Annotated in this window: 23 protein-coding genes; 13 read left to right on the top strand and 10 right to left on the bottom strand. The window is 46.8% G+C overall.

Going from position 1 to position 24362, the window contains the following annotated elements:
- The 6 genes from ACRRS0_RS03720 to ACRRS0_RS03695 all read right to left on the bottom strand — a co-directional run bounded on the left by ACRRS0_RS03720 (position 1) and on the right by ACRRS0_RS03695 (position 6543).
- On the bottom strand, positions 1 to 336 hold the full coding sequence (locus tag ACRRS0_RS03720; RefSeq protein ID WP_432454562.1) for a hypothetical protein: 336 nt from the start codon (positions 334 to 336) through the stop codon (positions 1 to 3).
- A 42-nt stretch (positions 337 to 378) separates the two neighbouring features.
- Positions 379 to 699 (bottom strand): hypothetical protein, encoded by a 321-nt coding sequence (locus ACRRS0_RS03715; protein WP_432454563.1) that lies wholly within the window; start codon positions 697 to 699, stop codon positions 379 to 381.
- Positions 700 to 1022: 323 nt separating this feature from the next.
- Positions 1023 to 4148 carry an efflux RND transporter permease subunit gene (locus ACRRS0_RS03710; RefSeq protein ID WP_432454564.1) on the bottom strand — a complete coding sequence of 1042 codons (3126 nt, stop codon included), beginning with the start codon at positions 4146 to 4148 and terminating at the stop codon, positions 1023 to 1025.
- A complete protein-coding gene (locus ACRRS0_RS03705; protein ID WP_432454565.1) occupies positions 4148 to 5266 on the bottom strand; it encodes an efflux RND transporter periplasmic adaptor subunit in 1119 nt (372 codons plus the stop codon). The genes ACRRS0_RS03710 and ACRRS0_RS03705 overlap by 1 nt, the downstream gene beginning before the upstream one ends.
- A gap of 188 nt (positions 5267 to 5454) precedes the next feature.
- The gene (gene erpA / locus ACRRS0_RS03700; RefSeq protein WP_432454566.1) at positions 5455 to 5814 is read right to left on the bottom strand and encodes an iron-sulfur cluster insertion protein ErpA; all 360 of its coding nucleotides are present in this window, start codon (positions 5812 to 5814) and stop codon (positions 5455 to 5457) included.
- A 57-nt stretch (positions 5815 to 5871) separates the two neighbouring features.
- The gene (locus ACRRS0_RS03695; protein WP_432454567.1) at positions 5872 to 6543 is read right to left on the bottom strand and encodes a DUF6776 family protein; all 672 of its coding nucleotides are present in this window, start codon (positions 6541 to 6543) and stop codon (positions 5872 to 5874) included.
- Between the two features lie 148 nt (positions 6544 to 6691).
- Between ACRRS0_RS03695 and hemL the strand changes: the two genes are divergently transcribed.
- Complete coding sequence (hemL, locus tag ACRRS0_RS03690) at positions 6692 to 7975, top strand: glutamate-1-semialdehyde 2,1-aminomutase (RefSeq protein ID WP_432454568.1); 1284 nt, start codon at positions 6692 to 6694, stop codon at positions 7973 to 7975.
- Between the two features lie 71 nt (positions 7976 to 8046).
- Complete coding sequence (locus ACRRS0_RS03685; protein WP_432454569.1) at positions 8047 to 8592, top strand: cysteine hydrolase family protein; 546 nt, start codon at positions 8047 to 8049, stop codon at positions 8590 to 8592.
- A gap of 9 nt (positions 8593 to 8601) precedes the next feature.
- Here ACRRS0_RS03685 and ACRRS0_RS03680 read toward each other — a convergent pair whose 3' ends face one another.
- A complete protein-coding gene (locus tag ACRRS0_RS03680; protein ID WP_432454570.1) occupies positions 8602 to 8973 on the bottom strand; it encodes a YbaN family protein in 372 nt (123 codons plus the stop codon).
- Between the two features lie 218 nt (positions 8974 to 9191).
- Between ACRRS0_RS03680 and ACRRS0_RS03675 the strand changes: the two genes are divergently transcribed.
- Positions 9192 to 9377, top strand: a complete 186-nt coding sequence (locus ACRRS0_RS03675; protein WP_432454571.1) for a hypothetical protein — start codon at positions 9192 to 9194, stop codon at positions 9375 to 9377.
- A 674-nt stretch (positions 9378 to 10051) separates the two neighbouring features.
- Here ACRRS0_RS03675 and ACRRS0_RS03670 read toward each other — a convergent pair.
- Genes ACRRS0_RS03670 through hrpB form a run of 3 tightly spaced genes read right to left on the bottom strand, consistent with a single transcriptional unit; the run spans position 10052 to position 15589 of the window.
- Complete coding sequence (locus ACRRS0_RS03670) at positions 10052 to 10705, bottom strand: dUTP diphosphatase (RefSeq protein WP_432454572.1); 654 nt, start codon at positions 10703 to 10705, stop codon at positions 10052 to 10054.
- Between the two features lie 15 nt (positions 10706 to 10720).
- Positions 10721 to 13117 (bottom strand): penicillin-binding protein 1B, encoded by a 2397-nt coding sequence (gene mrcB / locus ACRRS0_RS03665; RefSeq protein WP_432454573.1) that lies wholly within the window; start codon positions 13115 to 13117, stop codon positions 10721 to 10723.
- 6 nt (positions 13118 to 13123) lie between these two features.
- A complete protein-coding gene (gene hrpB / locus ACRRS0_RS03660) occupies positions 13124 to 15589 on the bottom strand; it encodes an ATP-dependent helicase HrpB (protein WP_432454574.1) in 2466 nt (821 codons plus the stop codon).
- Between the two features lie 155 nt (positions 15590 to 15744).
- Here hrpB and sfsA point away from each other — a divergent pair, with 155 nt between their 5' ends.
- The 10 genes from sfsA (at position 15745) to ACRRS0_RS03610 (ending at position 24361) form a co-directional block, all read left to right on the top strand.
- Positions 15745 to 16446, top strand: a complete 702-nt coding sequence (gene sfsA, locus ACRRS0_RS03655; protein WP_432454575.1) for a DNA/RNA nuclease SfsA — start codon at positions 15745 to 15747, stop codon at positions 16444 to 16446.
- A 334-nt stretch (positions 16447 to 16780) separates the two neighbouring features.
- Positions 16781 to 17224, top strand: coding sequence for an RNA polymerase-binding protein DksA (gene dksA, locus ACRRS0_RS03650; protein WP_432454576.1), 444 nt, complete (start codon positions 16781 to 16783; stop codon positions 17222 to 17224).
- A 68-nt stretch (positions 17225 to 17292) separates the two neighbouring features.
- Positions 17293 to 18162: a tRNA glutamyl-Q(34) synthetase GluQRS gene (gluQRS, locus tag ACRRS0_RS03645; RefSeq protein WP_432454577.1), complete on the top strand. Its 870-nt coding sequence runs from the start codon at positions 17293 to 17295 to the stop codon at positions 18160 to 18162.
- Positions 18163 to 18604: 442 nt separating this feature from the next.
- Complete coding sequence (gene pcnB / locus ACRRS0_RS03640; protein WP_432454578.1) at positions 18605 to 19945, top strand: polynucleotide adenylyltransferase PcnB; 1341 nt, start codon at positions 18605 to 18607, stop codon at positions 19943 to 19945.
- Positions 19946 to 19947: 2 nt separating this feature from the next.
- Positions 19948 to 20448 (top strand): 2-amino-4-hydroxy-6-hydroxymethyldihydropteridine diphosphokinase, encoded by a 501-nt coding sequence (gene folK / locus ACRRS0_RS03635; protein WP_432454579.1) that lies wholly within the window; start codon positions 19948 to 19950, stop codon positions 20446 to 20448.
- Between the two features lie 54 nt (positions 20449 to 20502).
- Entirely contained in the window at positions 20503 to 21297 is a 795-nt protein-coding gene (gene panB, locus ACRRS0_RS03630; protein ID WP_432454580.1) for a 3-methyl-2-oxobutanoate hydroxymethyltransferase, read from the top strand.
- Positions 21298 to 22158 (top strand): pantoate--beta-alanine ligase, encoded by an 861-nt coding sequence (panC, locus tag ACRRS0_RS03625; protein ID WP_432454581.1) that lies wholly within the window; start codon positions 21298 to 21300, stop codon positions 22156 to 22158.
- Between the two features lie 13 nt (positions 22159 to 22171).
- Positions 22172 to 22552 (top strand): aspartate 1-decarboxylase, encoded by a 381-nt coding sequence (gene panD / locus ACRRS0_RS03620; protein WP_432454582.1) that lies wholly within the window; start codon positions 22172 to 22174, stop codon positions 22550 to 22552.
- Positions 22553 to 22789: 237 nt separating this feature from the next.
- Positions 22790 to 23194, top strand: coding sequence for a hypothetical protein (locus tag ACRRS0_RS03615; protein ID WP_432454583.1), 405 nt, complete (start codon positions 22790 to 22792; stop codon positions 23192 to 23194).
- A gap of 75 nt (positions 23195 to 23269) precedes the next feature.
- Positions 23270 to 24361 (top strand): methyl-accepting chemotaxis protein, encoded by a 1092-nt coding sequence (locus ACRRS0_RS03610; protein ID WP_432454584.1) that lies wholly within the window; start codon positions 23270 to 23272, stop codon positions 24359 to 24361.
- Position 24362: the final 1 nt, after the last annotated feature.

Raw genomic sequence — 24362 nt, 5'->3', positions numbered from 1 at the left:
TTACAAACTTCGCCGCAGGCGATAAATATCAAGTAACGCGACCAGCCAACATGCCCCTAAGAGCAGCGTTGCAATATTTAACATCACTGCATCGCTTCCCGTAGGAGCTTGAGTCACCAACTTGGCAATCGTAGCAGCATCCAAAGGCACACTCCCATTAAGAATTTGCTCGCTCACTTGCGTTGCTCTCTGAATTGCCTGACGGCTCAAATAATAAAAAGCAGCAAGCGCGAGCCCTAGTAATACACTGCCACTCAAATATTTTTTTAAGTAGTAATGGCCCAAACCTGGAAAAATCAAAGCCGACCACAGCAGGGCCTTTGTCGTTTTTTTCACGGTTCCTCTCACTCATGATAATGCGTATAAAAAACCAATTGCTTAGTTAGTCACTTTCCAATTCGAAACTCGCTGATAGATCATGCCACATTCCTTTAAGGCCCGGCTGATTAAACCTTGCTGACGCAGTTCCCCAAGTCCTTTTTGTAAGGCGGTAAAAACAACCTTTCCTTGAGGATGTTGTTTGGAGACCATGGGTGAGGAGACCCTTTCAGCACAACTTTTACACCTCGAACAGGAACCAATCGAATACCCACCTTTGGGAAAACCATGGTTGATCAGAAAACTCATAAAACGTTGATAATTAATGATAATCACTCTAATCACTGCGATAGAGAGCGACTCAACAAACATTCCACTCACGATGATCTGCGAACTTTCAAACCTAAGGTTTACAATTTAAACGATTCTTCCGCCTTCGCACAGGACGTATTGCTGGCAATACCTAAACAAATGACGATTGATGAATCAAATCTTACCTGGCAGATAATTAAAATCCTATCCGGATAACCAGAAGCTCATATTGCAAAAAAATAAACGACCGACCGAAAAACAAGAGAAAACGAAAATCGTCATCACTATCTTACAGCTCAAGATGTGTCTTAGAAGGGAGCATATCAAGCGATTCGCGCTATAGTCGGTAACGCGAATCTCTGGAACTAACAAGATACTTTAGGCCGCACAACTTAGCGAACTTCAGCCTTAACAGGCTTAACTCGGCCAGTCAAAGCCCGCAACTGCCGCGGCACAACTTGTCCCAACATCAACAAACATGGAGTGAGGATCAAAGTTAATAAGGTCGCAAAAGTTAAGCCTCCAGCCACCGCAGTGGCCAACTGAGACCACCATTGTGATGACGGCGCACCAAATTGAATGCTTCGCTCAAACAGATCGATGTTCAGCTGCAACACCATCGGCATTAAACCCAAGATCGTGGTGATAGTTGTTAACATCACTGGCCGTAAACGTTGAGCACCCGTTCGCATAATCGACTCCTGCACAGGCAGCCCCTGGGCACGCAACACGTTATAGGTATCAATCAATACGATATTATTGTTTACCACAATTCCGGCAAGGGTAATCACCCCTAAGCCACTCATGATAACGCCAAAGGCTTGCCCTGCGATTAACAAGCCAAGTAATACTCCCACGGTTGAAAATAACACCGCTGAGAGGATCAAAAATGCCTGATAAAAACTATTGAACTGAGTAATCAAAATCAGCGCCATTACAAATAAGGCGACCACAAAAGCTTTCTCTAAAAACTCCATGCTTTCTTGTTGATCTTCATTCTGACCCCGCACTCGGATATCGACCAAGGGATCGAGCTGCAATTGCTTCAATTGCTTTCGTAATTTAGGCAATTCTAAACTTAAGTTCTGCCCTTCCGCCATATCCGCGCCCACGGTAAGTACTTGTCGGCCATCGACCTTATTGATCACGTCTTGCTTGGGCTTCGCTTCCAAAGACACAAAATTGGTCATCGGAACAAGACCATAGGCGGTTTTTACCCGCAACTCACTTAAACGACTAATGCTGCGATTTTCTTCAGGGAAACGTACTCTTATCTCCAGTTCATCATCGACATCATCGGGGCGGTATTCACCAATGTTCAAACCATTGGTCACAAACTGAACGGTATTGCCCAGTAGTGTCACATCGGCGCCAAACCGTGCGGCCTTAGCGCGATCCACCTTCAGCTGCCATTCAATACCTGGCTTGGTGCTAGAATCTTCGGCGTTCACCAGATGTGGATTATTATCAATCAGTGCACGGATCTTTTTCGCCATGGGGGCTAAACGTTCTGGAAAACGCGAACTCAATTCCAACTGAATATCCTTGCCTGCGGGTGGACCCGCCTTGTCTTGAGGAAATTCAATTTCTAAACCCGCCAAGGGGGCTAGGCGAGCCTGCATATCGGCAATCACCTCCTCCGCTGGCCGACGTTGATCCCAATCTTTTAGGTTCACCCGGATATTACCCAGTTGATCGCCACCAACCTTATTGTAGAGTGTATCGTAATCTTCAATATCGATGATCCGACGCTCGACTTTTTTCATGATTTCCAGCTTTTCATCGATCGAGAAATCACCATAAGAGCGAACAATAATATTAAAGCCCACGGGTTCAACCTTGGGAAAAAACTCTAAACCTTTACCGGCTCGCACATAAGTAAAGAGCACCACCCCAGCAATTACAATACTCAATAATAAAACCCGCCAAGGAGCACTTACCGCCTTGTTTAATATACGTAAATACCAGCCAGTCATGCCTGTGAGTTGCTGCCATTTCCCTAGGTCTGCATTAATCAATGCTTGCTGTTGTTGGTGACTCAAGCTACGTGGGCGACCAAAGATGTTGCCTAAAGAAGGCACAAAAATTAATGCCATCACCAATGATGCACTCAGTGTCGCAATCAAGGTCAGCGGCAAATACCCCATAAACTGTCCCATAATTCCTGGCCAAGCCAGCAAGGGGGCAAACGCCGCAAGAGTGGTTGCAGTGGAAGCAATGATCGGCCAAGCCATGCGTTGGGATGCTAAAGAATAAGCTTGATGACGAGGAACCCCTTCACTCATTTGCCGATCGGCAAACTCGGTAACCACAATGGCACCATCCACCAGCATCCCTACCGCCATAATCAGTGAAAACAGCACCACCATATTAATGGTGAGCCCACCCAGCGACAGAACCAAGATCCCAGCCAAAAAAGACCCCGGAATAGCAATCCCCACCAGCAGTGCCGAACGCAAACCCATCACCGCGATAATCACCACCACCACCAACAATACTGCCGATAAAATATTATTTTGCAGGTCCGACAACATGGTCCGAATATCTTTTGATTGATCGCCAGCATAGTCCACCACCACCGAATCAGGCCATAGCTTGCGCTCTTCGGCAATCAGGGTTTTCACTTGCTCGATGGTTTCGATCAAGTTTTCACCGGGACGTTTACTAACCTCCAAGGAGATGGTTGGTTTTCCATTGACGCGTGCATAGCTGCTCGCATCCTTAAAAGTACGCCGAGCGCTGGCAACATCGCCAAAAGTTACGATGCGATCGCCATCCACCTTAATTGGTAAATCGATCAAATCCTTCACAGTTTCGAACACCGAGGGAACTTTCACTGCAAAACGGCCACTTCCCGTATCTAAAGTCCCAGCGGTCACTAAACGATTATTCCGACTCACCAAGGAACCGATATCGGCCTGATCCAAGCCATAGGACTCCATCAGCAAAGGATCGACGATTACTTCCAAAAAATCTTCGCGGTCGCCACCAATGTTCACTTCCAGCACCTGTTTCATCGCTTCCATTCGATCTTGCAAGTCACGAGCAATGCTTAACAAGGCTCGTTGTGGCAAGTCTCCCGATAACAATACAGTGACCGCTGGCTGTTCGGTCGCAAGCGTAACTTGATGAACTTCAGGCTCTTCCCCCCCATCGGGCAGGTTCGGTTTGGCTTCGTCGACTTTCGCCCGCACATCGGCTAAAGCTTGGTCAATATCAACCCCAACCACAAACTCTAAAACGACCGAAGCGAAGCCTTCACTGGCAACTGCGGTCATTTCTTTGATACCTTCTAAACCCTGTAAAGCTTGCTCCATAGGCCGCAGTAATAAGCGCTCGGCATCTTCAGGTGAAATGCCGTCATGCGGGATAGAAACATAAATAACCGGGATCTCAACGTCGGGATCCGACTCTTTAGGAATGTTGATATAAGTGACGGTGCCACTAATAAATAAAAATACCAACAAGCAGATCACCGTACGAGTGCGTGACAGTATGGCCTCGATAAAGCGATGCATTAGTTTGCCTCCGGTTGCGCCAACGACTCAAGCTGAGAGACCGCTTCTACTTTATCTCCTGCACTCACAAACCCTTGGCCCAGTACTATCACCTCATTATCACCGCTAAAACCCGATAGCCAAGCACCATCAGGATCTGAGCGAACTAGCTGAGCAGGAACAAACTGCACCACTGAGTCGCGCACCGTTTTCACCCCAAGGTTGCCCTCATCATCTAGCGCTAACACCGCTGGACTCACCTTTATCGCCTCCACTTCAAGCAAAGGAAAACGCACACTCGCACTCACCCCAGCCTTTAAAAGATGCTGCTGATTATCAATTAATACCTCAACTTTAAAAGTATGGGTATTGGGATTAGAAATACTGGCGATGAAATCGATAAGCCCTTCTACCTGTTCGCCGGTAACCAAGCTCACATGCGCCCTTTGACCAAGCTGCAACAACCCGATATCGCGCTCGGACACATCGGTGCGCACACGAAGTTGTTGGGTATCGGCTAAGCGAAGAATAGGATCGCCAATCGACAAATAGGCACCTTGCTCAACTATATTTTCATCAAAAATTCCATCATAAGGTGCCAGCAATAGAGTATTGTCGATGGCTAAGGTGAGGGTTTTCACCATCGATTGGGCATCAACCAGAGAAGCCTTCGCTTCGGCGACTCGCGCTTTCCCTTGAAAGCCCTTTTTACTTAAAGCTTTGACACCCTCGTATTCAATCCGGCGCTGTTCTAATAAGGCTTCAGCGCGCAATAACTGAGAACGGCGATCTTGAATATCGAGCCGAGCCAAGGCTTGTCCTTGTTTCACTGGTCGGCCCTCATCCACTAAAAACTCAAGCAGTCGACCCGAGATCTCTGCAGAAATAGTACTCTGACGACTAGCTTCAGTTTGTCCATATAGCAACAAGTTCCGCTCGATGCGCTGAGCTTGAAAGGTTTTAACCAAGACTCGAGTCAGTTGATGTGTCGTTTGTTCAATGGGAGGCTGCGGATTGTCGTTGCCCTGCTCCCAATTAGAGACTTGACCAGAAAACATCCATAGCGCAACGATGCCAACAATCACAATAGAAAGCCAATAAGGACGAGCGGCCAAAAAACCCTTTACGCCTGTAGACACAATCAAATACTCCCTGTCTTTGGTCTAAATAGGCTCAAAGTATACAAGTAAGTATTGACTAGGGCATTATTTGATGCACAGAGCTGACAAAATCAATACAAGCCTTGGCTTGGCTTGTAAAACAAAAAAGCCACCTAAAGGTGGCTTAATCAAAAAATAAGCAATCGGTTAAATTATTTCTAGCGAACTTAAATGCTAAATGAAGAACCACAGCCGCAAGTTGCGCTGGCATTCGGATTATTGACTAAGAAACGAGAACCTTCTAAACCCGATGTAAAATCGACAACGCCACCCACTAAGTATTGTAAACTCATCGAGTCGACAACCATAGAGACCCCTTGTTTCTCCACTAAGGTATCCCCTTCGTTGACTTTTTCATCGAAGGTAAAGCCATAGGAAAAGCCCGAGCAACCGCCGCCGGTAACATAAACGCGTAGCATCAAGGCAGGATTCTCTTCTTCCGCGACCAACTCTTTGACACGCAATGCCGCGGCATCGGTAAATTGAATTGGAAACGCGACCTGTTCAGTTACAGCTTGTTCTGACACGGTGTATTCCTTAAATATATAAGCTAAGCCAGATTATCCAATACCCGAGTAATTTATTCAAGTATTACCCAAAGATGGCCAGTTTTCTTGGTATAATATTTCCGCCGCCTTATTCCAACGATCGCCCTTCAGTTTAGCCTTTAACTCAACTCGCTCGGCTAAAAAGCCTACTGGCAGTTTAATCTCGGTATTTAGTTCCTGAAAATAACGAAACTTAAAACTTAAGGGATCGGGCGTGGTTTGTAAATCAGCTAAGCTATATTGGTTCGGCAACTGATCTTGACTACCCACCACCACCAACTCCACCTCACCACTTAACCAACGCTTATTACGCGACACCTGCATTAATAACAACTGCACTCGAAAGTAACCAGGACTTAATGTGGGTTCGATATGCAGCTGCTCAATTTTCAAGCCACCAGCTTGTTGCTCGGGTGCCATAATTTTTCGGTAAACCATCAGCTCTTGGTTTAAGTCGGAATTTTCGGCGTTGCGTTCACTTAGACTTTGTTTTAACGACGCAATTTCTGCAAGGCTAGTATCTTGCTCTAAACTCAAGAGTGCTAGGCGTTGTTGTAATATTGCTTGGCTATCTAAAGCTACACTCAACTGCTGTTGTAACTGCGCACTGAGTTGGTCCTTTTGCTCCACCACCACCGACACACCATAAACACAGGTAAGTGCTAATACACCAACCAAACTAACCACAACCAACTTAGGCTTAAGCACGAAAAACTCACTGAACAATAAAAACCGCTAGTTTACCGATAATTAAGCCTTGCAACAAACCAGAGATTTTTCCCTCCTACATTGTTTGTTATAGTGAGCGCCATTCGGTGCTTTTCAGCCCTCGTTGACGATTTTAAAGGATTACTTCATGTCTCTTTCAGAACAACTATTTACCCAAGCTCAACAAACTATTCCTGGCGGCGTAAACTCACCCGTAAGAGCATTTAATGGCGTTGGCGGCACCCCATTATTTATTGAACGAGCTGACGGAGCCCGTATTTTTGATGTCGATGGCAATAGCTATATTGACTATGTGGGCTCATGGGGACCGATGATCCTTGGTCATAACCATCCTAAAATTCACCAAGCCGTGGTTGATGCCGCAGCCAAAGGCCTAAGCTTTGGCGCGCCCACTGCCAGTGAAATTGAGATGGCGAACTTAGTATGTGAACTGGTGCCTTCGATGGATCAAGTGCGCATGGTCAATTCGGGAACCGAAGCAACCATGAGTGCCATTCGTCTCGCTCGCGGTTATACTGGACGCGACAAGATCCTCAAATTTGAAGGTTGCTACCACGGCCACGCCGACTCACTTTTAGTCAAAGCTGGCTCAGGTGCCCTTACATTAGGCCAACCCAGCTCTCCAGGGATCCCTGCCGATTTTGCCCAACATACACTCACCGCCACCTACAACGACTTAGCCTCGGTTGAAGCCTTATTTGTCGCTTACCCAGAGCAAATTGCCTGTATCATCGTCGAACCCGTTGCTGGCAACATGAACTGCATTCCACCTGTCGACGGCTTCTTACAAGGGCTACGCGCCATTTGTGATAAATATCAAAGTGTCTTCATTATTGACGAAGTAATGACTGGCTTTCGGGTCGCCTTAGGCGGTGCACAAGCACACTACGGCGTCACGCCTGATCTCAGCTGCTTAGGAAAAGTCATTGGCGGCGGCATGCCTGTGGGCGCCTTCGGTGGTAAAAAAGAAATCATGGAATACTTAGCACCTGTTGGTCCGGTCTACCAAGCAGGCACCCTCTCTGGAAACCCCATCGCGATGGCAGCAGGTTTAGCTTCTTTAAGTGCACTACGTGATCCAGTGGTCCACCAACATCTTCATGCGATAACCGAACGTTTAGCCAAGGGCCTAAAAGACGCAGCCGAGCGGCAAAACATTCCACTGAGCATCAACCAAGTTGGCGCGATGCTCGGTTTCTTCTTTACCGAAGAACCAAAAGTAACCAACTTTGCTCAGGCCTGTGCCTGTGACACCGAACGTTTCAAGCAGTTTTTCCATCTAATGCTAGCCGAAGGGATCTATTTAGCACCTTCAGCATTTGAAGCCTCATTTACCTCTTATGCGCATACTGAAGCGGATATCGATGCCACCATTGCAGCGGCCGAGCGCTGTTTCGCTCAACTCAATTAAGCAAGCCATCATCAGTCATATTGCTCACACTCAAGCAATATGGCTGATGAAACATTAAAAGCAGGAAAGATATGAAATCCGCTCTATTAATCATTGACGTACAAAGCGTTTTGTTTGATCCCGAACCCAGACCATTTGAAATAAATGAAGTCATTGAAAGAATAAATGTTCTCAGCCGATGGACGCGCTCGAAGCATCAGCCAGTGATTTATATTCAGCACGAACAAGCAAACTCAGCGATCGAATTTGCCAGTGATGGCTGGCAACTACAAGCGGGCCTAAAGACCCAAACCAACGACTATTTTATTCGAAAAACCACGCCCGATAGCTTCCTCAATACTGACCTTGGGGACTTGCTTAAAAGCCTACAAGTTGAACACCTCATCGTCTGCGGTTATGCCTCCGAGTTTTGTGTGGATACCACCATTCGCCGCGCGGCAAGTTTGGGATATTCTGTCGAACTGGTTGCCGATGCCCATACCACCCATGACAAACCTCATGCGAGCGCTGAGACCATTCGCCTACATCACAATTGCACCTTGCCTAACATCACAAGCTTCGGAGTAAAAATTGCGGCGGTCAATACTGCTGCACTGATCGCACAAGCAGCAGAATAGAACTTGATGTTAATCGGAAGGATCTCGCCTGGAAGGCCGAGTCCATAAAAAAATCATCACCGAGCATAAACAAGCAGCGGCCACCATACGACCTATCCAAGGCACCTGAAACCACAACATCAAAGCAGCGGAAATAAGCACCATGATGGTCGCACTGCACTTCGCTCGCAAGCTAACCACGCCATATTGGTGCCAATCCTCAATCAAGGGACCAAAGACCCGGTGCTGTTGCAGCCAACGCTCAAAACGGGGCGAGCTTTTAGAAAACAAAACCGCAGCCAACAGCATGAAAGGCGTGGTCGGTAATAAAGGAAGGAAAATGCCGAGGGTACCCAATAGTACTGATATCCAGCCAATGATCAGGTACAACAGTTTTAACATGCCAGTAGTACTCACCTTATCCATCTGTTCGGCTTATCTTATCTCTTTCAGCCTGCAATGTAATAACAGATTTTTATGAGATATAAGCTTTAATGCATGGACGTCTGGATGTCTATTTGCTAACTTAGCTTTGCCGCCGATTTACTCGCCAACTTGCGGGCGGACTAAAAATTCAGCTAAAGCGCCAGCATGGCGCGAACATTCAATAGGAGTTCGTTATGTTTGAAGCTATCCGTGAACAGGAATTATTAAACTTATTTCAGGCTAGCCCTGCTGCAAGTCGCCAAGCGCCAGTATCACAGTCTAAGCCCGCCTTCGCCAGCCATCGACTGCCCGAAGCGCTCTTGGAGCAATCGGCATTTAACGACCGTTATCGTCCCGGTTATCGCACCAGTTATACCTAAGCTTTAATCGCTCATCACCCAGCCTTGCAGATGCAGTAAACAAACTCTTGCAAGGCTCTGCGCAACACTAGTTTTACGATTGAATATTTTTCAATCCACCAACGATCAGCGCAAGATGAAGCGCAACCACCAGCGACGGTGAACCAATAAGCAAGCGGAATCGTCTCTTGCAACGCAACAATAGCGTAGCAAAATCAACACTCGTTTAAGCGAATGTCATTAACCGTTCAAAATCACCATGAACTCAAAGTAAATACTTCACTCTCGCTACACATGAGGTAAAGGAGTGATGTTGCAATTAGTTAACTTTGGGCTTAGTCGGCGTCTGCGCTTGTTCGTCAGCTGATTTACTTGGACAAAAACTGGCACCTGAAGCACCTCTAAAACTAGAAAAAGCCATGTTATTTACCTCTACAACTTAACAAAATATTTGGTATTCGGCGCTCTGCCTAAACCCACAAATAAATTGTTGCAATAACAAGGCCAAGGCGTGGCAAAAACCAAATTTCACAAAAATATCTAATTCAATCAACAACAAAGTCAATACACAGCAGAATATACTCTTTTTTTGCGATTTTCCTAGCATGATATAAATAAAAATTGCAAAGGTATCTACACAGCTCAATAAACTGCGCTAACTAGGCGCAAAACATGCGCCAAAATGGAACATATCTCTACTTAGAGCGGCCATAACGTTGTTGGAGGGCATGATACAAATCTTGCTGGAAAGTTGCCGCCGTTGCATCCAGTTGAGTCATCAATTCAACCAGATGCTCGTTATCTTCGCGCCCATCCCATACTTTACGGTAAGTGCCTTGTTTATAACCGTTATCTTGTCGGAAAAAATTAAGTACATTTTTACTCACATACTGTTGATACAAGGATTGCCAATCCATTTTACAATCAAGGAGCAAGGCAGAAAACAGCCCGATACTGGTGCGTTTAGCTGCCGCTAAGCCGATCAACAGCTCTAACTTTTCGAGTAAATCAAGCTCAGTGAAGACGTAACTTTGGCCATCAAACTCAAGGCTTGTTTCAGCGATATTCGCAAAAATGGAATCCTCAGCCAAAGAATGCTTTCCCGCAAACTGCAGTAGTCGCTCTGACAACACAAAATGCCATATATCTACCAGCTCCATTTGCAGTTGTTCTAAATCACAGTGCTGTTTCTTCCACCATTTCCAACCATGGTGCTCAATGGCTTCTGCCCCTTCAATCACAACTGCGCGTAAAAATGGTGAGCGCGCCTGCAACCAATCTGGATTAACTTTAGTATTCATATCGTCTTGAAGCTGCAACATCACTTGCGCTTGAATTGCTTGTAGCATGATCGGTCCTTTAGATTAGTTAAAGAGGCTTTGCAGCCACGTTTTTGCCTTGCTCGCCGTCTGCTGGATACAGCCTTTCGCCAACTCGGCTTGACTGCTTGGTGCGGGTAACAAGACTGATTCGCCGCAACCCGCAATTGTAGGTCGCCCATCGCGGCTTGCAAAATGCACCCAACTCAATTGATCGGGTTGCATGGCTCGTAACGATTGCGGATAAGAGGTTTTTAAATAGGCAGCATAAACTGGCAGTGCCGCCGATGACCCAGTAACAGCAGCCGGTTTATTATCATCGCGCCCAACCCACACAGTCACAATTTCTCGTTGGTCGATCCCCACATACCAGCTATCACGTAAATCATTGGTGGTACCAGTTTTACCCGCCAAATCTACCTTAGGGATCCGCCATTTTAGTGAACGAGCAGTCCCACTGCGAGTCACTTGACTCATTGCATATAAAATCTGATAGTTGGCCATTTCCGACCAACGGCGCTGTGGCTCACTATCCGCTTTATATAAAACATGACCTTGGCCGTCATTCACTTGATGTACCGCGTACAACGGACGATACTCACCATCACCGCCTAGCGTTTGATAAAGTTGCGCCAACTGGTAAGGTGACAAACTGAGGCTTCCCAGCAGTAAGGCCGGGTAAGGTTTTGCTTTGGTCTCTAAACCCGCTTGTTGCAAAGTTTGTAATACCGAATTCACACCAAGCTCTAAACCTAAACGCACTGTCGGCACATTCAGCGACTCGGCTAAAGCACGAACTAACATCACCGGCTCACTAAACTGCTTATCGTAGTTATTTGGTTGCCAAGTTGAGCCATCATCTAGGCGTACCGATAAGGGGCTATTTTCCAATAATTCTCCCAATTGATGGCCTTGCTCTAAAGCGGTTAAATAAACGAAGGGTTTGACCAATGAGCCAATTTGCCGACGCGCATCTAAAGCCCGATTAAAACCATGGTCATTAGGCTCCCGACTGCCAATTAGCGCTCGAATTGCTCCGGTTTGTCGCTCACTAATCACCATCGCAGTTTGTAATTGTTTTTTGTGGCTCTTATCGAGTTGATTAAGTACTGCTTGCGCGGCACTCTGAGCATGCCGTTGCGATAAAGGATCGAGCGTAGTAAACACCTTCACCCCATTATAATTGCGCCAATTACTTGCATGTTGCTGTAGCTCGCGACGAACCAAAGAGACAAAGCCAGGGGTTTTTTGGTAACCCATACTACCGCGTTTACTCAAGCCAAGAGGCTGCTGTACCGCTTGTTTGTAATGCTTAGCAGTTAAAGTTCCTGCTTCGGCAAGAATACGTAGCACCAAGTCACGGCGCTCAGTGGCGCGTTGCGTATGACGCCAAGGATCGTAATAAGAAGGCCCCTTCACGATTGCCACTAATAACGCAACTTGTTCCACCGACAAATCACTCACCGGCTGGCCAAAGTAGAAATAGCTGGCTAAACCAACACCGTGTACCGCATTACTGCCATTTTGCCCCAGATAAACTTCGTTTAAGTAACTCTCAAGGATTTCATCCTTGCTATAACGAAAATCAATCAGCAAGGCCATATACGCTTCCTGTATTTTTCGCCAAAGCGTTCGTTCGCGAGTGAGAAAGAAATTTTTGGCTAGTTGCTGAGTGATGGTGCTGCCGCCTTGTACCGTGCGACCCGCTCGCAGGTTAACCAACATGGCTCGCGCGATGGCCATCATGGAAACCCCATCATGCTGATAAAAGTGCCGATCTTCGGTGAGGATCAGTGCTTGTTTCAGATTATCGGGGATCTCAGCCAGCGGCACAAATAAGCGATCTTCTTGCTCGGTCACATTTAAACGTTCTAGCAGCACTGGATCGAGACGTGTTTGTGCGATCTCTTCTCCGCTATCACGATGTTGAATTTTGGCCAAACGAGATGGACCAAAGGTAAGTAACATCGGTAACTCTGGCTCGACACCATCGGCAAAATCAAACTGCCGACGCACCACTTCTATTTTAGTTTTAGACACGGCGTACTCACCGCCATGTTTGGCCCGCTTCACCTTACGGTAATTCAGCAAGGCCAGCTCATCTTGCAACTCTTTACGACTTAAACGTAAACCGGGATAAAGCTGTAACTCTCGACCATATACAGCTGCTGGTAACTGCCATTTGTCACCGCTAAACCGTTGCTGAATTTTACCATCTAACAATACCCCCCAAGCAGCAATCAATAGGGTCGACACTAAAGCAAGTTTCCAGCTCAAAGAAAACAAACGTTTTTTTAAAGAAATCTTTTGACTACGAGATGGTTTCGCCTTGCTGCGTGCCCTTGATTTAGGCTTTGTTCGACTATTGGCCGCTTTTTTCTTAGCAGCCGGCTTCTTCGCACTCGCTTTTTTTGGGGTAGAAAGGGACACTTTTGGACTCATACTGCCTTACTGCTTTAATTGACGTTTGGTTTTATGGGTGGCTTGTGCCAGAACCGGATCATCGGGCCATGGGTGCTTAGGATAACGCCCTTTCATTTCTTTTTTTACTTCTATATAAGCTGATTGCCAAAAACTGGCTAAATCTTGGGTTCGCTGTAATGCTTTCCCGCCAGGGGATAATAGCTCCAGTGTCAAAGCGATTTTATTCCCCAGCCGTGGCGACTGCGGTTGGCCGAACATCTCTTGCAGTTTAATCGACACCATCGGCGCTTGCCCCAACTGATATCGAATGGTCGCTCGATTTCCCGAAGGCGCTAAATAGTGGATCGGCGCATATTGTTCCAGCTGCTGTTGCTGCTGCCAAGTGAGTCGCGATTTAAGTAACGCTAACCAATCAAGGTTTTTAAGTTGCTGCCAACTACGGCACGCTTGTAGATCCAGCAATAGCCACTGTTCAACCTCGGCGAGCAAGGCCTGCTCACTGTAATCGGGCCAAGCCAATTCACTAAACCACTGCTGAGCACAACATACCCGCTGTAACCATGCTTGGGCTCGTTCACCAATCGGTAACCAGGCAAAACCCTTACTATGTATTTGTTGCAACCAGGCTTGGCTAATTTGCCTAGGCTCAAAGCGAGTTGAAGGCTGTCGATGTAATACCAGTGCCCCCAGTTGTTTACGTTGCTCCGCAACAATTCGTTTCGCCGAATCAGACCAACTGCAATACAACTGAGTACTAAAACGCTCGGCTTGCCGCCTTTCAAGCTCAGCTAAATCAAGTGGACAAGCTAGCGCCAGCCGCGCTTGAGTACGTCCTTCTGGCCAATATAAATCAACCACCACCAACGCTTGCTGTTTCAGCAAGGGGTGTTGCTCATCCAATTCTAAACCAAACCCCGCGCTACAAGTATACGCCGTTCCTTGCCGCTTTAAGGCGATCCGATCAGGAAAAGCTTGGGCCAATAGTAAACCATCCCATTTGGCATCGATGGGGTCGGCAACCGTAACCTTAAAACGCTGAGCGAGCTGGCCAAGCTGCTGTTTATATTGTTGCTTCGCGGCGCCTTGTAAGTTAAGGATGGCTTGATTCGGTTCATCGGCTTTAATGGGTAAGTTCAATTCTAACAAGGCAACCAATTGGCAAGCTCGCCATACCAAGCCGGCTTGCGAAAACTGTTGCTGCCAGCGCTGAGCTTGTTCAATAAGAGCAAACATACGCGGTCCAATTCCCGCTCGGCCAAGTCGCTCGGCCGTTGGGCTTAGCCGCCCTTGTGAGGTCATCAGTCCCAACTCAATCAACAGCTGCTCAGCCTGAGCTAAGTGGGCCGCAGGCGGCGCATCCAGCCAAGTTAACTCTGCCGCATTAGCCCCCCATTGCAGCAATTCGATCTGCAAACGACTCAATTCACTGCGACAAATTTCTGGGCTATTGGCAAAGGGACGATGATTTAACTGTTCTTCACTATATAAGCGATAACAGTGGCCCGCTTGTAAGCGTCCAGCCCTCCCCGCACGTTGGATAGCCGAAGCCTTGCAGATCATCTTGGTTTGCAGGCGGCTGGTTCCACTGCTTGCATGATAACTCGCCTGCCGCTCGAATCCACAGTCAATCACGCAGCTAATCCCATCGATGGTTAAACTCGTTTCAGCAATATTGGTCGCGAGTACCAATTTGCGCTTCCCTTGCGCGGGTGGCTGGATTGCCGCTTGCTGCTCAGCCAAGGACAACTGGCCATATAGGCAGTGCAGCTCTAGCTCAGCGGGCAGCTCAGCAGACAAATATTGAGCCACCTGACGAATTTCGCCGCTACCAGGCAAAAATACCAACAGATTCCCCACCTGCTCTGATACCGCCAGCATACAGCGTTGCGCCACACGTTCGCTCCATTGCCAATCGCGTGCTATCGGATGATAACTGTAAGTAATAGGAAAGCTACGCCCTTCACTCTCAAGTAATAAGGCATCGGGAAGGATTTGCTGTAAATGCTCACTTTCTAAAGTGGCCGACATTAACATCAACTTTAATTCGGGATTAAAAGCTTGCTGCACCTCCAAACTGAGCGCTAAACCTAAATCGGCGTGGAGACTACGCTCATGAAATTCATCGAAGATAAGCAACCCGACTCCGCTCAATTCAGGATCGCTTTGGATCAAACGAGTTAATACCCCTTCGGTCACCACCAATAACTGGGTATTCGCTGACTGGCGGTTATCGCCGCGCATTTGATAACCAACCCGCTGACCAAGCGCTTCACCTAATTGGCTCGCCAAGTATTGGGCGATGTTGCGAGCCGCTAAACGACGGGGTTCCAGCATAATAATTTTCCCCTTGAAAGCGGCTTGTTGCAGCAACATCAAGGGCAGAGCTGTCGACTTGCCCGCTCCTGGCGGAGCACACACAATAAAGTTTTGCCGTAAACTGAACTGCTCTAACAAGGCAGGGAAAATCTGTGCTACCGGTAACGCACTCAAAGCAGCTCCTAAACTTAAATCATTATAAAACCTGCTTAGTTTAACCAATTCGCGCGATCGACCCAAGTAACGAACAACGAAGATACCACTACGCAAGCCAGCCGTGAAAATGCTAGCATCAAATCATCTCGAATCATTTACCGACAGTCAGCCCCATGCAATTTAAGCCACCTTTACAAGCCGCGATCCTACTCAAACGATATAAGCGCTTTCTAGCCGATGTAAGACTCGCCGACGGCAGCGAAACCACGATTTATTGTGCCAACACGGGGGCAATGACTGGCTGTGCCGAGCCAGGTAGCACCGTATGGTATAGCCAATCGAGTAACCTCAAACGCAAATACGCCCTCACTTGGGAACTCTGCCAAACAGCCAATAACGACATCATCTGCGTGAATACCGCTCAAGCCAACCACTTAGTCGAAGAAGCAATAAACAATCAGCAGATTGACGAACTGAAGGCTTACCCCAATATCCAACGCGAAGTGAAATATGGAAGCGAGAACAGTCGCGTCGATTTTTTACTGAGCGCTCCTGAAAAGCCACTATGCTATCTCGAAGTCAAGTCTTGCACTTTATTACAACAAGGAAAAGGCTACTTTCCCGATGCGGTTAGCCATCGGGGGCAAAAACATTTGCGAGAGTTAATGGCGATGAAACAACAGGGACATCGTGCGGTACTATTGTTTGCGGTACTCCACAGCGGTATTAACAATGTACAGGCTGCCGCTCACATCGATCCTCAATATGCAGCTTTGCTCGAACAAGCAAAACAACAAGGCGTGGAAATTCTAGCCTACAAGGCTAGTCTCAGCCCTCAGGCCTGTCTTTTACAACACCCATTAGCAAGCTATTAAATCACCCGCATATTGCAATATACGTGTATACTTATATTCACATATTGGTAACACGAAGCTAAGTAAACTCAAGCCAGACCATTCCTTACGGACCAACTTGATCCTTAGCGGCACCACTGCTGAATTGATCAACAGTGAGTCATTCTCCCTGACAAATATAGGAGCGGTTAATAAATCGACAAACAGTCCAAAATGTTTCACTGAGCTTAGGTGGCAATAGCAAATTCGTTTCATTTTATTTGCGGTAACTAATCCTTTCTGATATAGATACCCGCCTAAATTTACATCCTCGACTATTAAACGAATAAAGTCGTACGGAATTTGGGAGAGAAGTATGCCTGAAGGCAAAAAGAAAACACTAGGTGTGCTCTCTATCGCAGGGGTTGAACCTTATCAAGCTCAGCCTGGCGAAGAGTACATGAACGATGCTCAGATTGACCACTTCCGAATCATACTTGAAGCGTGGCGTAATCAACTTCGTGAAGAAGTCGATCGCACGGTTACCCACATGAAAGACGAAGCGGCTAATTTCCCTGATCCAGTTGACCGAGCGGCTCAAGAGGAAGAGTTCAGCCTTGAACTTCGAACTCGCGATCGCGAACGCAAACTGATCAAGAAAATCGAGAAGACCTTGCTCAAGATTGATGAAGACTTCGGTTTTTGTGATGCCTGTGGTGTCGAAATCGGGATCCGTCGTTTAGAAGCAAGACCCACAGCCGATCTGTGTATCGATTGTAAAACCCTAGCTGAGATCAAAGAGAAGCAGCTGGTAGGCTAGTTTATTCAAGTTTAGGCAGAGATGAGCTCAGTTTCGTTCTGCCTAAACTTATTAGCCATCACTTAACTATGGACACTAAGCCCTACGTAGGCCGCTTTGCACCCTCCCCTTCAGGCCCCTTGCATTTAGGCTCGCTGGTTGCCGCCCTTGGCAGTTATTTACAGGCCCGAAGCCACAATGGCCAATGGCTAGTCCGTATCGAAGATATTGATCCGCCCCGAGAGCAGCCCGGTGCCAGCAGCCTGATCTTAAGACAACTAGAACAGTTTTCGCTCTACTGGGACCAAACTGTATGCTACCAAAGCCAACGCTTAGACAGCTATCAACAATTCATCGACCAATGCTTACAAGACCACAAAGCTTATTTTTGCCAGTGCTCTCGCAAACAAATTAAAGCCGATGGCGGTTACTATTTAGGCCACTGTCGCCATAAACAACCCAAGCAAGGTGATTTAGCAACTCGCTTGATGACTGACCACCCCATTTATCAATTTCAAGACGGTCTGTATGGCAAGGTCTCGATTACGCAAGCCTTAGCCGAAGAAGACTTCATCATTCAGCGACGTGATGGTTTGTACGCCTATAATCTTGCGGTAAGTTTGGATGACTACCAACAAGGTATTACCGAGGTGGTACGCGGTGCTGATCTGATCTTCACCACCGGACGCCAACTGAGCATTTTTAAATTACTAAAACAGCCAGCGCCACGTTATCTCCACCTTCCCCTGATTTATGACGCACAAGGCCATAAGCTGAGTAAACAGAATCACGCGCCTTCAATTTCGGGCAAGCAAGCGCAACAACTGTTGCTGCATGCGCTAGGCTTTCTAGGACAAACGGTTGAAACGGGTTGGATTGAACTCAGTTGTGAACAAATATTGACCGAGGCAGTCATCAATTGGCAGCTAAAAACAATCCCTAAAACAGCGCTCCGCTAAAGTCGCTTAGGATTTCGAAGTCAACTTGGCTTCAAGTGGATACAAGAACAGCCATTAACGCTCACCAAGCCCTACACCGATAGACCTTCCCTTTAGCCTAAGAATTAAAAGCTCAGTCGTTAAGGCATTGAATAATACCAACCCGCATCAATCAACTGACTCTAAGCTTTGTCATCGGCGCTTACAGATAGCTCCTATCACTTATTTAGTCCCAACAGCGAGCTTATTTGCTTTGCCTCACGCCAAGCCATCGTACTGTTTTGTATAAAGAAGCAGCAAAGAGTGACCGGCTGGATAGACAAAGATCGACATGCTAGAACCGTGAATTGGTTGTATTTTTGTGTAAAAAAGCTATATTAGCGCCTTATTTTCACCATGTAGATAATGCGCGCTCAAGGGGGCACCCATTTTACGCAAACTCGCCAAAGTATATAAACGGATCATGCAAACCAATAGTGCCGAGCCGGCCAAACTGGTGCAACAAGTGATCCCGCGTGCCGAACACAATATTTCCCGTCAGGATATTAGTGAAAATGCACTCAAGGTATTATACCGTTTACATAAGTCTGGTTATAAAGCCTATTTAGTAGGTGGCGGCGTAAGGGATTTACTGCTCGGCAAACAACCTAAAGACTTCGACATTGCAACCAATGCGACACCAGAACAGATCAAAGCCTTATTCCGTAATTGCCGCTTAGTGGGTCGCCGTTTCCGTTTAGCACACATTTTATTTGGGCGCGATATTATCGAGGTTGCCACCTTCCGAGGCCATCACGATAGCGATGCTGCAAACAACGAATCGAAACGCAGTGAAGAAGGCATGCTGCTAAGAGATAACGTTTACGGTAGCGTTGAAGAAGATGCCGAGCGCAGAGATTTCACGGTGAACGCCTTATATTACAATATCGCCGATTTTTCAGTGGTCGACTTTGCTGGCGGAATTACCGATATTGCCGAACGACGCTTACAACTGATCGGCGAGCCGGAAACGCGTTATCGAGAAGATCCGGTGCGGATGCTCCGCGCGGTACGTTTTGCCGTTAAGCTCGATTTTAGTATTGCGCCAGAGAGCTTAGCCCCTATTGCTCAACATGGGCATCTACTAAAAGAGATCCCTTCCGCCCGCTTGTTTGAAGAATGCCTCAAGTTATTTTTAAGCGGTGAAGGAAGAGATACCTTTAAGATGTTGGCCGAAACCCAACTTCTTTACCCATTATTCCCCTTACTCAAACCCTTATTACAGCAATGGGATGAAGAATCACCAGAACTACGCTTCATGCTTATGGCGCTAGCCAGCACCGATAAACGGGTAAATGGCGAGCAAAAAGTCACGCCAGCCTTCGTTTTCGCTGCTTTACTGTGGCCTTTATTGGAAATTAAGAAAGACGAGTTATTAATCGAACTATCACTTGGCGAGCATGATGCCTCTGCCATGGCGATGAACTGGTTACTAGAACAACAATGCAAGAGCGTCGCAATACCTAAACGTTTTACCACTGGTATTCGCGAAATTTGGCAGCTACAAGCAAGACTTGATCGTCGCTTCGGCAAGCGCGCCTTCCAAACCTTTGGTCATCCTCGTTTTAGAGCCGCCTTTGACTTCTTAGAATTACGCGCCAAGGCCACTCAAGAACCCAAATTATTGGAGCTTAGTCAATGGTGGCAACAATGGCAGCGCAGTAATGAGCAAGGTCGCAATACCATGGTGCGAGAACTCAATAAAACGTCTGCCCGCACCAAGAGCCGTCGTCGCCCCCGTAAGCCGAAAAAAACTGACGATTAACCATGGCTCGTTGTTATCTTGCCCTAGGCAGTAATCTAGTCGATCCACTTCATCAGGCAATAGCAGCTAGACGCGCACTGGCTGCTCATCCACAACTGAAATTAGTGGCTAGTTCATCCTTGTATCGCAGTCGCCCGATGGGACCACAGGACCAGCCCGATTATTTAAACGCAGTATTCAGTTTAGACACTTCCTTACAACCGCTTCAGCTACTCGATCTCACTCAATCCATCGAGCAACAACAAGGTCGAGTTCGCAAAAATCAACGTTGGGGACCACGCACCTTAGATCTCGATTTATTGCTCTACGCCAATCAAATCATCGATAGTCCCCGACTAACCGTACCGCACTATGGCATGAAGCAGCGAGAGTTTGTATTATTACCACTTGCTGAAATAGCCGTAGATTTATGCTTACCTGACGGGAGTCAGCTACTAAAATTAGCAGAATCTATCGATACTAACGGCTTACAAGTTTATAAACGTCCACTCGAATGGGCGTAAACAAAAAATTCACTAACAAATTTATGCCTATCTTGGTGTAAACGGTAACCTATTATGAGCAGAATAACGGTTTCTCAATTACAACAATTTAAACAGAATAACCAGAAATTCTCCTGTATCACCGCCTATGATGCGAGCTTTGCCGCGTTATTTGACCAACTTGGCATGCATCTGCTACTCGTAGGTGATTCACTAGGGATGGTACTACAAGGCCACCAAGATACCCTTGCAGTAACTGTTGATGAGATTGCCTATCATACCCGATGTGTGGCTCGAGGGAGTGACACCAGCATGATTGTTGCCGACCTTCCTTTCATGTCTTACGCCACACCCGAACAAAGCTACCAAAATGCCGCTAAGTTAATGCAGGCAGGCGCTCAAATGGTGAAGTTAGAAGGCGGAGAATGGCTGAGCCAAACCATCACAGGCCTTGTTGAGCGGGGGGTACCGGTTTGTGGTCATCTCGGTCTCACGCCACAATCGGTGCATGTATTTGGTGGTTATAAAGTACAGGGGCGAAGTGAACAACAAGCACAGCAAATGCTCGACCACGCCAAGCGCTTGGAAGCCGCTGGTATACAATTATTAGTATTAGAGTGTGTTCCATTGGCCTTAGCCCAGCAAATTACCGCCGCATTAACTATCCCTGTCATCGGTATCGGTGCTGGTAATGTAACTGATGGGCAAATTTTGGTGATGCACGATGCTTTTGGCGTTAGCAAGGGGCATATTCCCAAATTTTCGAAAAACTTTTTAGCCGAAACGGGGGATATCGCCAGTGCTGTTAGTCGTTACATCAAGCAAGTGGCTTCCGGAGAATTTCCCGGCACAGAGCAGAGCTTCAACTAAATGATTAAAGTCATTCAGCAACCCGACGAGTTACGCTCGCAATTAGATCATGTTCGCCACCAACAATTACGAATTGGTTTTGTCCCCACGATGGGCAACCTACATGCGGGTCACATCGCACTTGTCAAACGGGCGCAGACCGAATGTGACTATGTAGTGGTGTCTATTTTCGTGAATCCGCTACAGTTTAACAACCCCAATGATTTGGCAAACTATCCGCGCACCCTTGAGCAAGACTTAACAGCCTTAACGGCAGCTGGTGCAAACTTAGCATTTGTGCCAAGCCCTGAGACCTTGTATCCAAACGGCTTAGCCGAAGAAACCAAAGTTCAAGTCCCTGGTTTATCCACCATCTTAGAAGGGGCCTTGCGGCCTGGACATTTTGATGGTGTTTCGACCATCGTTTGTAAATTATTTAACTTAGTACAGCCTTCAGTGGCAATTTTTGGCGAGAAAGATTTTCAGCAATTAGCCTTGATCCGTAAGATGACACAAGACCTCCTGTTGCCAATCCAGATTATAGGGCTGGCTACGATACGAGAAACCGATGGACTCGCGATGAGTTCGCGTAATTCTCGACTAAGCCCAGAGCAACGCCAAGTGGCACCACAACTGGCCAAACAGATGTACACATTAGCCGAGCAATTAAGCTACGGCAACCAGCAATCGCTATCCATTCAAGCCAAACAACAGCTTGAACAACATGGTTTTATTTGTGACGGGATCGATATCGTTGACGCAGATACACTCGCTCCCTTAACGCCTCACTCACAACGTGCTGTTATTCTACTAGCGGCCTTTCTCGGGGAAGTTAGACTCATCGATAATTGCGTGATTGCGCTGAAACAAATCGTCAATTAATAGAGAGAAGTCCATGCAAACAACCATGCTTAAAGGCAAGTTACATCAGGCTCGTGTAACTCATGCAGAACTGAACTATGAAGGCTCCTGCGCCATCGATCAGGACATTTTGGATTTAGCCGGCATACTGGAATACGAGAAAATAGATATCTATAACATCGAGAATGGTGAACGTTTTTCAACATACGCCATTGCAGGCGAACGCGGCTCTAAAATCATTTCAGTGAATGGTGCCGCTGCCCGACGAGCCGCCGTCGGCGATCGCGTCATTATTTGTGCCTACGTAGGCCTTGATGCCAAACAAGTGCAGCAACATAAACCTTCATTGGTATACCTCAATCAGCACAATGATGTGGTTCGTACCAGTAAGGCGATTCCAGTGCAACTTAGCTAAGCTCAGGATTGTGCATTCCTTAAAAAAACGCACTAAATTAGTGCGTTTTTTATGAGTGGCCTCTCCGCAACACCGCGCTCAACAAGCAAATTAACACCCAAGACACGACAACCACACAGTTCACTAACATTTTTCAAAAAACTAGCGATATATATGGTGAGAAAGCCTTCATTCTAGATTATGGTTTGCTTTTTGCTAAGATCCTTCTAGTTCGGTTTCTGGCACAGGAGCGCAGCGGTGCTGAGTGTATGGTTTGTGATATTGAGTTTATTCGTCGTAGCAGTCATTCCTATTCCTGCAATTATCCGTGCTCGTCGCGGTGTAGCACAGCAACAACGGGCCAAATACCAACGGCTGATCCTGTCGCTAGATCGGAATCTACGACGCCATTGGCGCCTGCAAGCACAACAACTGGCTCAATCACGACTTCCCAGTGTGGCACTCGCAAGCACCAAACAACAAATAGACGAAACCTTGGTGTTATTAAATACCAAGATAAATAACCAGTATTATGAAGAATTTAATGATCTTATGCTGCATTGGCACAAACTTAATCGGCGCCAGCAATTACCGCAACTACGCTATCACCACCAGCAAATGCTACGACTTTGCCAAGACTCTCTCAATCACGCTTTAAAATAAAATCATCAAAAAGGAATGGTCTTTGCTTTATCCGATAAACAACAGCATCAGTGTTCATCCCAGCAAGGACTATACATGCGTAGAGCAAGGGCTATTTTCTACTTATTTTTATTTAGTCATCTACTAGTCATCAGTTTGAGTCTACTGATATTACTGCAATATCATTCGCAACTCAGCCTTAGTATGGTATCCGTTAACATCGTATTCGCCATCGCCAACCTGTACTTACTTAAACTGCTGACCGCCCATGTACAACACCCCGTAGAGGAACACAGTAAAGGTTTTGCGGCATACTTCTTTCACAATACCCGTTATCAACAATTAGATCTGATGAGACAACAGCAACGCCAAGTTGCCCAACACCAAGACGCCCTTGCGGAAATTAGCCACTGCTCCAAAGAGCTCTCTCAACAAGCGCAGTCGGTCGCTCGCGGGGCACTACAACAGGCCGCCGCGAGTGAGGCCTCGGCAAGCGCAGTGATTGAAATGAGTCAAAGTATCAAAGATGTCGCTGAACAGGTAAAAAACGTGGCAAGCGCGAGTACTGAAGCAAAACACTACTCAGAGCTCGGCCAAAAGGCGGCTCTAAGCGCTCAAAAAGTCACTGAAAAAATGGTCCACAAGGGCACCACTAGCCTCAATAAGGTCACTCAACTTCATCAACAATCACATACTGTCAGTCATATTTCTAAAACCATCGAAGAGATAGCCGAGCAAACTAATTTACTTGCCTTAAATGCATCGATTGAAGCTGCGCGGGCTGGCGAACATGGGCGAGGATTTACCATTGTCGCCGATGAGGTTCGAAAATTAGCGAAGCGCAGTTACCAATCGGCGAATGAAATTAGCAGTAGTATGAAAGATGTGAAAACCAATATCGATGAATTACTAGAATCTATCACTGAACTGGCCGAACAGGCGCAGCAGATCCAGCACACCGTTGATGATTCACGCCAGCAGTTACTTGCCATTTTCGATAAGAATCAACAATTACAAACACAAATAGCCATCATCGCCAGCAATAGTGAGCAACAATATACAGCCACTATAGAACTGTCCAAAAACATTAATCAAGTGGCTGATTCCGCGCGGCAAAATACCTCTAGCGCAGAACAAAGCGCCGATATTGCACAACACCTTAGCGTGTTAAGTCAGCAAGGAGCGTAAC

Source organism: Agarivorans sp. QJM3NY_29, assembly GCF_050870835.2.
GTDB lineage: Bacteria > Pseudomonadota > Gammaproteobacteria > Enterobacterales > Celerinatantimonadaceae > Agarivorans.
Note: the sequence above shows the minus strand (reverse complement) of the source record. Positions and strands in the feature narration are given on the sequence as shown.